Origin of the sequence: Neobacillus kokaensis (genome assembly GCF_014656545.1) — a bacterium.
Lineage (GTDB): Bacteria > Bacillota > Bacilli > Bacillales > Cytobacillaceae > Neobacillus > Neobacillus kokaensis.
In genome coordinates, this window is the sequence record NZ_BNDS01000004.1 from 152,202 (window position 1) to 164,875 (window position 12,674).

A 12,674-nucleotide genomic window follows, 5' to 3' on the forward strand; every position below is an offset into this window, starting at 1 on the left:
ATCTTGCTCCTTTCTTTTGTTGTTTAATAATTCACCCATTTTTTCTGTCCCTTAAATTGGATGACGGAAATGATTAAGATCACTAGGAATAAGACATAAGCCATTGCAGAAGCGTATCCATATTCGAATTGCTTAAAGGCTGTGTTATAAATATCGTACACTAGCACATGAGTAGACCTGCCCGGCCCTCCTCCAGTTAAAACATAGATTAAATCAAATACTTTAAAAGAATTAATCACGCCAATAATTGTGGTAAAGAACAACACCGGAGATAGCATTGGCAGTGTGATATGAAAGAATTTTGAAATCTTCCCTGCTCCATCTAATTCGGCGGCTTCATAAAGGTAATCAGGAATGTTTTGCAGCCCTGCTAAAAATAGAATCATATAATACCCAACCGAATGCCAAATATATACAACGGAAACAGAAAGTAATGCCCAGCTTGGTGACGACAGCCAGCCAGGGGGAGCATCAATCCCGAGCTTCATTAGAGTCCCATTAATCGGTCCCAGTGATGGATTAAAAATCAACTGCCAAACCGCTGCAACAGCAATGGTTGCCGTAACATATGGCAAGAAAACAGCAGTCCTAAAAACCTTCACAAAGCGTACCCCCTGATTTAAAGCCACGGCAATTAATACCGAAATCAATAAGGTAATTGGTACGGAAATTAACATGAAAAGGATGCTATTAATAAACGAGATTCGGAAATTAGCATCATCCAATAGCTTTTTATAGTTTTCCAATCCAATAAACTCTATATTTCCAAAACCATTCCATGAGGTAAAACTCATGATAAAAGACGCGATAACGGGAATAAGAATAAATAAAAGGAAACCGATAATATTCGGAAGAAGAAAGGTATAGCCAACAAGACGATTCCGTCTAATTGTTTTTGACTTCACCTTATTTCGTGGCTTCATTGCGTTCAGTCCTTTCTATTAAAGAGCGGGCACCGCTGTCTTGATATAAAAGCAGTGCCGCACTTACCGAGGTGTCTATTTGTCGTACTTACTTGCCCATTCATCTTTTACACGTTTTGTAATTTCCTTAATCGTGTCATCAACTGATCTTTGCCCAATTAAAGCAAGCTCGCCTTCTTGTTTAAAGATTTGTTCGACAACGATATTTTTTACACCCTGCAGCATTGGATACTCTGGATATTCTTTTGTTTCTAAGAAATAGTGAAGGTTTTTCGGCTTTTGCGTTCCGTCACCCAGATAAGCTGCTTCTACATCCTTGTCCATATAACCCGTCAAGTATCCTTCAGAAGCAAGCAGCTCTGCGCCTTCTTTACCCGTCATATATTTTAAGAATTCAAAAGCTTCTTTTGGATGCTTGGTATTTTTGTTCATCATGATGGAAACCGGTAATGCCAGCGATGTATTCTTTGTTACACCTTCTGGATGTGGAATCGGAACAACATCCCAATCAAATTTTACTGTTCCTTCTTTTTCTCCTTGGCGAAGCTGGGCAACATGCCAGTCACCAATAATGTTCATGGCAATATTTCCTTTCTGGAATGCGGCATTATAATGGGCACCTGTCGATACCTGTTCAGACCATTTCATAATGGAACCATCTTTTTCAAGGTCAACCCTTAATTGCAAGGCATCCTTAAACGGTGAAAGATCTTTATCGATAACGGATGCTCCTTTTTGCACCGCGCTCATATACCAGGTTTGCGGCCATTGTTGTAAGTAAGCGCCGTAAACCTTTTTTTCTCCGTTCCCGCTCGTCATTTTCTTCGCTAATTCGCGAAATTCATTCCAGGTCATATCATCGCTTGGATAAGGTACACCTTTTTCATCAAACAATGTCTTATTGTAATAGAGCATCCAATTTGATTTACGATACGGCAGGCTCAATACTTTGCCATCCGCTTTATAGGTTTCAAACATCGATCCATAGCCTGCAACATCCATTCCGCTGTCTTTTATATAGTCATCAAGCGGTGCGAGGATCCCAGTGTCAATCATATTGTCCATTTGTCCGGTGAATAAGTCATAGCCATCTCCACCAGAAAGCTGCATCCGAATTTTTTCATAATATTGCTGCTGCGGAAAGGTTTCAAAAGTAATATCAATATCTGGATGATCCTTTTTAAAATTTTCATAGCCTTTTTTGAATACTTCCTCATCTGCTGGGAAAACTGCCATTTTTAGACTGACTTTTCCATCCTTACTGTCTTCTGTTGCATTTCCTTTCTCTGTTCCCCCATTCGAACAGCCAACAATCAGTCCGATGCAGAGAAGAATAACAGCCGCTAAACTAAATCTTCTTTTCATCCAATATCTCCCCTTTAAATTTGAGAATATTTTGTTATATACTAAGTGTAAGTGTTTTCATAATCTGCAAAAAGTAGAAAAAAACTTTCCCCCTATTGGACCAGGAGTGACGATCATGATTCTTCTTTGCTTAATTTTTATGGTGTTCCTAATCTTTATTATCTATAAAAACTTAAGCAGCCGATCAATCTTCTTTTTATGTACCTTAACAATAGGGTGGATATTGGCGTATGTTTCTTTCACCCTCTATCTATCAAAATTTAACTATTACTTTAATATTGCGAATCAATTTATAGATTTTGGTTCCGGGGCATGGACAAGCCTTGTCCTCCGCAACTTTGATGCGATTACCATTATTCGCCTGTTTAATCTGGGGATCATCCTGTTTTACGTATCCTTTTTATGCTTTAGCATTTCATTTGCCAGCAGTCTCAGATATAACCCTAAAATGCGCTATGCTTACATTGCACTTGGCATTATGGGAATCATTCAGTTCCTTTTTTATGATCCAAGGGTAAATCTAACCCTGCAGGATTTCGCTTTGGAGGCAGAAGTTCAACAGCTTTACCAGCAATTTAGTTTAGCAGGGGATGTTTTTTTTCAGGTGATCAATTACACCTATATCCTCTCCAGCTTTATATTGTTTCTTTATTATTACGTACGGTACTATCAGCTAAGATCCATTCGTGATCACACGCTTTATACACTTATTTGCTTAATCCCATTAACTTTTGTACACTTATTTATTTTTTCCTGGGCACCATCCAATTTAGTACGAACCACTTTCAGTAAAAGCTTTATCAATTATGTTCAGCCGCCGATGAACTCTTTTTTGGTGGAATATCGCTTCTTTCCAATCATTGCTCTAATGGCGATTGCCATCATGATTTACAATGTATATAAATACAAATCAAATGAAGCTCGTTATTCCAATATTGATATTATGACCAAAAAGAAAATCGATACGGCATCACTTGGAATTCGTGCTTTTACCCATGCTATCAAAAACCATCTGCTAGCCATCCGTTCGGAAGCCGAATATTTACAAGAGAAATTTGCTGATGATGAAGATGCGCTATACAGTTTAAAGCTGATCACTGATTCATGTGAACAGTCTTTTCAAAGCATTAACCAAGCGAATGAAAAGCTTAGACAAATTACCTTAAACATGAAGGCTGCTCCTTTACAGAATCCAATCGAAAGAGTAATTGAGCGGTTTCATTCCAGCAATGTAACCATTCAACTCGAAAAATCCCCGGTAAATGTAGTGGTTTATATCGATGAGGAGCAAATTGCTGAAGTACTCTATAATATTATGAAAAACTCAGTCGAGGCGATGGCACCAGCTGGAGGAAGGATCGGGGTGGCTATCCATCGAGTGGAACAGTGGGGAACAGTGACAATAAAGGATAATGGACCTGGCATAGATGCTGAAAACATGGATGAAATTTTCACTCCATTTTTCTCCACAAAACCCAGTATTACCAATTGGGGAATTGGACTATCATTCTGTCATAAAGTTGTTACCGCCCACAACGGTAAAATTGAAGTGACAAGTGAATTAGGCAAATTCACTCAATTTACGATTCTGTTACCGCTTGTAAAAAGGGTATAAAAATTACCCCCTTTTTTTATATCGAAAGGAGTGAGCCATTTGGAAATGATACAAATTTTAATTGCGGATGACATGGAGGCTCATCGCCGTCGTCTAGATCGAATCATTAGTAGTGACAAAAACCTTTTGTTAGCAGCATCCGCCAAAAGCGGATATGAGGCCGTTGCCTTCGCTGCCATTAAAAAGCCAGACATTGTCTTGATGGATATTGAAATGGAGAGTCCAATGGCGGGAATAAAAGCGGCATCAGAGATTCATAAGATACTGCCGGAGACAAAAATCATTATGCTGACAGTCCATCAAGATAACAATATTGTATTTGCCGCTTTTCAAACAGGAATTGTGGATTATTTAATGAAATCTGCAGCGAAGGAGGAAATCCTGGAGGCAATCTATTCTGCCGCAAATAACCAATCGCCGATTCGCCCGATTATCGCGGAAAAGATTAGGCTTGAATTTGCTAGAATCAAAAAATCAGAGGATCATCTGACCCAATTTTTTAAAATCATAGCCAGTCTAACACCTTCCGAGCTCGAAGTTCTTAAACTCTTATGCAGCGGGTTAAAACGAAAGGATATTGCTGAGACACGTACAGTTGAAATCGAAACCATTAAAAAGCAAATCAGCAGCTTATTAAAGAAATTCGACAAGAACAGTACAAAGGAAATAATCCAAGAAGTAAATGAACTCAAACTATTTGATATTCTAAAAGAGATAAACGGAAAAATAGGGTGACGCCCATAAAGGCTTTGTCACCCTATTTTCCGTTTATTATTTAGGCTGCAGGACAATTTCCATTGGCTCAGCGTCCTTACAATCGAACTCTAAGACGGTACGCCCACTCTCAGATGAAAGGATTCTAATCCGGTCATCTGCTGAAGCTAACTTCCACTCTCCTTCAATCGTTACCTTCATCGGCCGCATAATGCTTTCTGAGTGGCGCCAAGACCTTGAATAAATACTTACCTCTTTTTGCACACCATTCTCATCATATTGATCCTCCTCAGTTCCCTCATATAAGCGGAGGTCCGAATCAACAGCACTTAGTATTAGTTTATCCCCATTGGTACGTGTCATGACCATTGACGGGGTATCTACCGCCTTCACTACACCTTGATTAACCGCATTATTTGCTTCAAATAAGGCGTATCCTGTAATTCCCGTAGCACGGTCATAGACAATATGAGCCGTACGATCCTGTTGTAAAACCTTATATGGAACTGTGTTAAGATCGTTCATCGATGCGGCAAATGCCTTCATTCTTTCATCATCGGTATTTACCAATACGGCATATTGATATGTTCCATCCTTAGGAGCCATACCGTGGTCAATCCATGCCGTTGAAAACTCCCCTAATGTATCTGATCCGTCTTTCTGGCTTTTTGACATTTGTTCTGAGCGAGATAACCCAATCGTTTGGCCAGCAGGAAGATAGTACCCATTTCCTTTATTATCCACAAGCCAAGTATTTTCTGTAAGTTTTTGCTGTTCTTTATACGGGAACACAGTAATTTCCCCTTTAGAAGACGTCCAAACAGGCTCCGTTACCGATTTCATAAAGTTTTGAAATAGCGTTGTTTCAGTAGGATATTCACTATTCTCATTCTCGATATTGGAACCGAGAGCGACAATACGGTTATCAAAGAAAAAATATGATTTTCTTGCACGGTGGGTGCCATCATATTTCGGGTGCTCATGAAGCTTCATGGCAAACATTCCGTTTTGCCCCTGAAGGCTCAGACTTCCTGAATAGGTTTCATCTGACAACAGCATTTCTTCAAACCCGCTGAAACGGTCAACATTACGAACATCAGAACGAAGTTTATCAAATGGCAGATGAATAGTAGTAGTTCCCGGCCAGCGGTTCCAATCCCATCCATCGTGGTTATATCCGCTGTCTTGATTATTATAAGCACTCATTATTTGCATTTGGCCATATGACATATAGCGGCCATACAGGTTTGCATCCCGATAGGTTTCATTCCCCCATAAATAGCGGCTGTATCCTTTAACTCCTATCAGCCATTGATCTCTCCTGTGCAATCCAAGATTTGCATAGTTCATCGACCAAAACCCATTCGGATCCATCTCGGCTTCAATTCCTAACTGTTTAAACTGCCGTGCAGCTGCATCGTCTTTATCAATGAGCCTTAAATAGGCTGCTGCCACATCATGGTCAACCGATTCCTTTCCATCCGGGGAACCAGCTAGAGCCATATAACGGAACGGCGGCAATGCTAATGCACCCTTTCCATCGGGATGACGCCCGGCAACACTGATTAGCCATTGCGTTTTATTAGAATAAAGGCGCATCGCCAACAATGCTTTTTTCAATGTCTCGTGGGCATCTTTCGTAACGTGATATGGAGTGTTTGCTAAAACATATACGATTGGTGTTACTCCTTTAAAAGCATCATTTGCATATGCAGGATAATGATTGTCATGGTGATAGGCTGATCCGTCCTTCTTAAATGCAGGATCTAAGCCATTTGCCGGAAGAAGTCCTTTTGAAAGCCAAGAGGAGAAGCATTCCATATCTCTTATTTTCTCTTTAGAATCCTCTTGTACAAGAATACTAGCAAGCATTCCATTTAAAGTGGTATTTAAAATATCGATATTGGCAACCACGTCTTGTTTTGGCGTATACATTTTTCCAGCACCGCTTAACCAGAACAGCGCCTTCTGAGTCCGCTCCAATAAGCCAGCATCTTTCAGGACATCTCGCATCAGGAAGGCAGATGAATAAAATCCGCGGATATTATAGCCTAAATGATGCAGCGTTCCTTGCGAGCTGCCATCAGCCCACCCTTGATCTGCCAAATGGTCAGTTAGATTTATATACATGGACTTTAATTCATTTTTAATAGCAGGGTTGTCTGTCGATAAGTACGTATTGGCAACTAAATCCATAAAATCAGTGAAAGCTCGAAGGTCTGCAGTTTTGCTTAACTCTTTAAAGGAAGCTTTTAACGGAGCTGGAACCTGATCAAAGTGTGGCATATACAATGAAGCCCCACGAATCCCATCTTGATCACGATTAATCCCAAACGATTGGTAGCTGCTGCGAATATTATCGAGCAAAGCATCCGTTACTTTTTGCTTTTTAAAAACTAATTCTGTAAATTTCGTCTCAATACTGCGGATTCCAGCAAGAGAAGCTTCGGTTACCTCTGTTAAGGCTTCTGGAGGTGTTAGTCTGGAAAAATGTAAGAGGCCAAGCCAATGAGAGTTTGCCGCTTCTATTACATCCGGATTGACAAATGGCAACTGTCGATCTGGTGTATGATGACGCGGGTCAATAGGGGTGGAAAGCATCATGGAGTCAAAATATAATGTCCCTGCATTATCCTTTGGAGCAACTATCGTCATTCGATTCATATCCGGATGCGGCGTACCTTCCATGTCTCGCTCGAATGATACCCATGCAGTTCTCCATCCACTAAAATTTAGATTCATCTTAAACCAGCTATCCACTTTATTACCTCTGCCAAATTGAAAGGTAGCTGTATCGTCGACGGGTTTTTCATTATATACCCAAACGACAAAGGTTCGAATGGATTGGTCCTGGTTATTAGGAACAAAGGGTTTAAACCTAATCTTCTCCTTTACCATGAGTTTCGATCCATTGGTATAATCCCATTTAAGCGATTGCCGGCCATCCTTAAAATGCCGACCAGCTGTTTCCACAGTGCCGCCATTTTCAGCCACAAAAGTTTTAGGCACTCCATTTTCAAACAGAAAAAGTGGAATCCCCAGATTTTGTGCTTCTTTTTCAAGCTCTAAGGCACGAGCTGCAGTATTCTGCTCATCAAGGACCACACTTGTCCACGTTTCTGCAGCAAATGCAGCCGGGGGTACTGCTAGCAGCGGTACAGTCAAGGCAGCTGTTAGTGTTAAAGCAATCAATCGGTTTCCGTAATCTTGGGACCTTTTTGCTGGATAGGACTGCCTTCTGGTATAGTCTTGCTGCTGGTCTTTTAAGTTTTTCATTTTTCCATCCCCTTCTTTAATTAAAAAGTTTGATAGCAAACGCTTTCAATAATTAATTTTAAGTAATAAACGGGAGAAGGTAAGTGTAAAACTTTATACCCCTATTTAGCAGAGCTGACCTGTAAGTATAGATTCGTCTAAAACACAAAAAAGACGCAGCAACAATGATTGCCCGTCTTTTTCATTACATAATCTTTTTATAATTTAGCAAAAGAATTAATATCCCTCCGGATTATTCTTCTGCCATTTCCAAGAATCGCGGCACATCTCTTCGATTCCGCGTTCTGCGGTCCAGCGCAGCTCGTTTTTTGCTTTAGATGGATCTGCAAAACAGACTGCAACATCCCCCGGTCTTCTGTCCACAATTTTATGAGGAATTGTCACTCCGGAAGCTTTTTCAAATGCAGACACGATTTGCAATACACTATAGCCGGTTCCAGTCCCAAGATTGTAGGCCTCCACACCGTTTGCGGAGATGATTTTTTCTAGTGCCTTCAAATGCCCATTTGCCAAATCGACAACATGGATATAGTCTCTGACACCAGTTCCGTCAATAGTTGGGTAATCATTGCCGAATACTTGCAGCTGCTCGAGTTTCCCTACAGCCACCTGAGTAATAAACGGCATAAGATTGTTTGGAATCCCGTTTGGATCTTCTCCTATCCGCCCGCTTTCATGCGCGCCAATTGGATTAAAATAACGAAGTAAAGCGATGCTCCAGTCATTGTCAGCAACATATAAGTCCCGCAAGATTTCCTCAATCATCAGCTTCGTCCGCCCATAAGGATTCGTGGCGCTAAGCGGAAAATCCTCAGAAATTGGCACCCGCTCAGGCATCCCATATACGGTAGCAGAAGAACTGAACACCAGCTTCTTAACTTCGTACTTTTTCATAATTTCACAAAGGATCAATGTACCGGTAATATTATTATGATAATAATGAAGCGGAATGGAAACGGACTCCCCCACTGCCTTTAAACCAGCAAAGTGAATAACGGCTTCAATGGTATTTTGTGCAAATACCTCGTCAAGGCCTTCACGGTCTAGAAGATCTACCTCATAGAAACGTACTTCCTTGCCGGTAATTTCTTTAACCCTTGACAGCGATTCTGGCTTGCTATTTGAGAAATTATCAACAACAATGATGTCATAGCCAGCATTCAGCAGCTCCACACATGTATGACTGCCAATATAACCGGCACCGCCTGTTACTAAAATAGCCATTCAAACTTCTCCTCATCTTTTTTAAAAAATTTACTTTTCTGTATTTTATATTAACACAGCAGAATAAAAAAGTTATTACAAATTTATGAAGACTTCAAATCAATCTTTAGATAACCAGACGGATTCGATTTCCCGATGGGTCACTAGTCAAATAATAATCCGTATCCTTCTGTACCTGTTCACCTAATTGCTTTAGCTTTTCAACTACAGCATCTCTAGCTGCCGCATCCGGGTAAACAATGGTATACCAGCTTAAACCGACACTATTTTCTGCTGGCTGCTTCGCCCCGGCACCCTGCCACGTGTTGATGGCGATGTGATGATGATAACCGCCCGTTGAGAGGAAAACCGCTTGCGGATAGTAACTTACGACATTAAAGTCAAGACCCTTTGTGTAGAAATCCTCCGCTTTTTGCAGATCACCTACATGGAGATGAATATGCCCCATTACGGCCCCCTCAGGAAGCCCTTGCCATTCAGCATTACTTTCCGCAAGAATGCCTTGGCCGTCAAGCTGTTCTGTTGCCATTTCAACTAAGCCATTTTTCCATGTCCATTCGGAAGATGGGCGGTCGCGGTAAACCTCAATTCCATTTCCATCAGGGTCATTTAAGTACAACGCCTCGCTTACATAATGGTCGGCTGCTCCAAGCTGGCACCCAGTTTGAACCAAGTGTCTTAGGAATACGGATAAGTCGGCACGCGTTGGCAATAAGATTGCAAAATGGTATAGCCCGGAAGTGCGCGCTTCTTTGCCAATCACATTGTTGGGCTGCTCCAGTGTTAATAACGGTGTTTTGCCATTTGCCGTTAACACAGCCCGATTATCACTTTTCTCCAAAACCTTCAGCCCGATAATATTTTGATAAAATGTTACAGAGTAATCTAAGTTTTTTACCTTTATCGTAACGTCGCCAACGAAAACAGTTGGTTTTTGGTGGAAATGTTCCATGCTGTTAGGCCCCTTTTCAGTTTTTACTATTATTTATCTATCTCAACAAAGAAATGCATTTATCTCAATTCAATAAAATTTTAGTTCAAGATAAATGCGATGTAAAATAAATAAAGGCGCCGTAACTTCCCATTTTTATATATTTACAGGAGAAAGCCCTAACGAATAGGACTTTTCCCTGTTTCATACCGAAATAATGTTTACCATACAATCCAATGATCTAATCTGTTTTCAAGATCATACTTCCTTAGGAGCCTATCTAATCTCCAGAGTGGCGTTTAAATAGTCGAAAGGATTTCCAACTTCGATCTCAAAACTGCCCTTTTCAAGTTCATACTTATTTTGGCTGCTAAATATTTGTAATTCTTCCGCTCCTAATTCCAATATCACTTCTTTCATTTCTCCAGCAGCAATCCATACCTTTTTAAAGCCCTTTAGTTCCTTCGCTCTTCTCGTTATACTAGATCCCTTTGCTTTTACGTATAGCTGAATAACATCGTAACCATCGTAATTACCTCTATTAGTGACATCCAGTTTTACTTTAAACTTTTGGCCACCTAACAGTTGGTCGTATTGGATTGTTTGGGCAGAGTATCGAAGATTGTCATATTTAAATTCCGTATATGAAAGCCCGAATCCAAATGGAAATAAGGCAGACCCAGACATATCATAATAGTCCTTTTTATATCCCTCAGCCTTATGATTATAGAAAACAGGAAGCTGTTTGGAAGACCTTGGAATCGAAACAGGAAGCCTGCCGCTCGGATTAACCTGTCCATATATCACCTCTGCAATGGCCCGTCCTCCCATTTGGCCGGGATACCAAGCACTTAAGATGGCCGGAGCGTGTTCTGCTATCCATGGAATGGCGTGGGGCCGTCCCTGTATCAAAACAACAACAGTCGGAGTTCCCGTTTTCATGATCTCCTGCAGCAATTGTAGTTGATGACCTCCCAATTCTAAGTCAGCTACATCCACATTTTCTCCGCAATCCATTTCCTCTTCCCCTGTTGTATTGACTATTGCTCCATTCATGTCAAATTGTGCTTCGAAATTCCTGGCACTTGAGCCCCCTAACACCACAATTGCTATATCAGAACAGCGGGCAAGACGAACAGCATTCTCCATTCCCTCTGAATCAAAGGAACGAATGCCGCAGCCTTTTTCATAAGCAACTTCTGCATCACCTGCTATTGCCCTAATCCCCCGGAGAACCGTAATAACTCTGTCTTCTTGTTGGAATGGTGTATAATCGCCAAGCTGATTATAAATTGCATCGGCATTGGGACCAATGACGGCGATTTTCTTATTATCTTTTTTTAATGGGAGGATTCCTTCATTTTTTAGTAAAACAATTGATTGCCTGGCAGATTCCAGATTGATCTTGTCAGCTAGTTCCTTATTATGAGACGATTTGGTATCGACAAAAGGATTACCGAACAATCCCATTTTAAATTTAAGTGTCAGTACCCTTCTTACGGCTTCATTAAGCTTTTCTACACTAACATAACCTTCGTCAACCGCTTTTTCCAGTGTGGTGTATACATTGTCCCATAGGCTTATATCCACTCCACTTTCAAGTGCCAATGCTGCCGCCTTTTCCCGGCTTTGCGTTAAATGGACCAAAAGATCAAGAGCACAACCATCTGCCATTACCGCTCCTTTAAATCCAAACTCTTCCCTAAGGATTTTGTTGAGAAGATAACCATTGGCATGGCATGGTATCCCGTCAATTTCATTATAGGCCGCCATACAGGCAGCCGCTCCTGATTGAATGGCAGCCCTCATCGGCGGCAGATGGATTTCCCTTAGTTCTCTTTCACCTATGGAAGCTGGAGCAGCATTATGACCGCCTGTTCCATTTCCTTGTGCTGCAAAATGTTTTAATACTGCAATCATTTTACCGTTTGGAATAAGGTCGCCTGCATCCCCCTGCATCCCTTTTACAACAGCTTCGGTTAGCCGGGCAGCAAGATAAGGATCTTCACTGAAGCACTCCTCTGATCTCCCCCATCTTGGGTCTCGTAAAATATCTAATGTTGATACGAGTGCCAAATGTGCTCCTTTTGCCCGCACTTGTTCTGCCACAACTGACATTAATTCTTCATGTAACTGCGGGTTCCAAGCTGCCCCTGCGCCTAGGTTAACAGGAGTAATCAGGCTGTCCAGCCCTTGATGACCGTGAGAACACTCTTCCGATAACAAGACTGGAATACCTAATCTCGTATGGTCCCTTATATATTGTTGAATCATATTGGCAACTTCTGCACTTTCGCTTTCAGGAATACCATTTTCATAGCGAATCCCTGACCATGGGTCTGAACGAAAGAGTCCATATAGAACTCCAATCCCATCGCCAAATCGGACATGTTCCTTAAATTTTTCCGTCAATTCATACCCTGTTTCCGTTTTACGAAAAGCTTCCCAGCCATACATCTTTTGGTTTACCTGACCTACCTTTTCCTTTAAGGTCATTTTTGCTAGAAGGGCTTCTACCTCGGGTATTGTTTCTAATTTATTATTGGAATGCAGCATTTTTCCCATCGCTCTCTAGCTCCTACTTTTTTGAATAAACAACAAGTTCCTGCCCCAGGGGAAGACTTAG

General features: G+C 41.1%; 8 protein-coding genes. 2 read left to right on the top strand and 6 right to left on the bottom strand.

Features of this window, described 5'->3' with window-relative positions; all coding sequences use genetic code 11:
- Positions 1-23 precede the first annotated feature (23 nt).
- Together IE222_RS06995 and IE222_RS07000 are read right to left on the bottom strand one after the other, a co-directional pair.
- Positions 24-923: a carbohydrate ABC transporter permease gene (locus tag IE222_RS06995; protein WP_191271143.1), complete on the bottom strand. Its 900-nt coding sequence runs from the start codon at positions 921-923 to the stop codon at positions 24-26.
- Positions 924-998: 75 nt separating this feature from the next.
- Entirely contained in the window at positions 999-2,288 is a 1,290-nt protein-coding gene (locus IE222_RS07000) for an ABC transporter substrate-binding protein (protein ID WP_191271145.1), read from the bottom strand.
- Between the two features lie 115 nt (positions 2,289-2,403).
- Between IE222_RS07000 and IE222_RS07005 the strand changes: the two genes are divergently transcribed.
- Positions 2,404-3,903, top strand: coding sequence for an ATP-binding protein (locus IE222_RS07005; protein WP_191271147.1), 1,500 nt, complete (start codon positions 2,404-2,406; stop codon positions 3,901-3,903).
- A 45-nt stretch (positions 3,904-3,948) separates the two neighbouring features.
- Positions 3,949-4,638, top strand: coding sequence for a response regulator transcription factor (locus IE222_RS07010; protein WP_223282616.1), 690 nt, complete (start codon positions 3,949-3,951; stop codon positions 4,636-4,638).
- A gap of 36 nt (positions 4,639-4,674) precedes the next feature.
- Here IE222_RS07010 and IE222_RS07015 read toward each other — a convergent pair whose 3' ends face one another.
- The 4 genes from IE222_RS07015 to IE222_RS07030 all read right to left on the bottom strand — a co-directional run bounded on the left by IE222_RS07015 (position 4,675) and on the right by IE222_RS07030 (position 12,604).
- Positions 4,675-7,893, bottom strand: coding sequence for a chondroitinase family polysaccharide lyase (locus IE222_RS07015; protein WP_191271151.1), 3,219 nt, complete (start codon positions 7,891-7,893; stop codon positions 4,675-4,677).
- Positions 7,894-8,109: 216 nt separating this feature from the next.
- Positions 8,110-9,117, bottom strand: coding sequence for a UDP-glucose 4-epimerase GalE (galE, locus tag IE222_RS07020; RefSeq protein WP_191271153.1), 1,008 nt, complete (start codon positions 9,115-9,117; stop codon positions 8,110-8,112).
- A gap of 106 nt (positions 9,118-9,223) precedes the next feature.
- Positions 9,224-10,069: a VOC family protein gene (locus IE222_RS07025; protein WP_191271155.1), complete on the bottom strand. Its 846-nt coding sequence runs from the start codon at positions 10,067-10,069 to the stop codon at positions 9,224-9,226.
- Positions 10,070-10,324: 255 nt separating this feature from the next.
- Positions 10,325-12,604 (bottom strand): glycoside hydrolase family 3 N-terminal domain-containing protein, encoded by a 2,280-nt coding sequence (locus IE222_RS07030; protein ID WP_191271273.1) that lies wholly within the window; start codon positions 12,602-12,604, stop codon positions 10,325-10,327.
- Between the last annotated feature and the right edge of the window lie 70 nt (positions 12,605-12,674).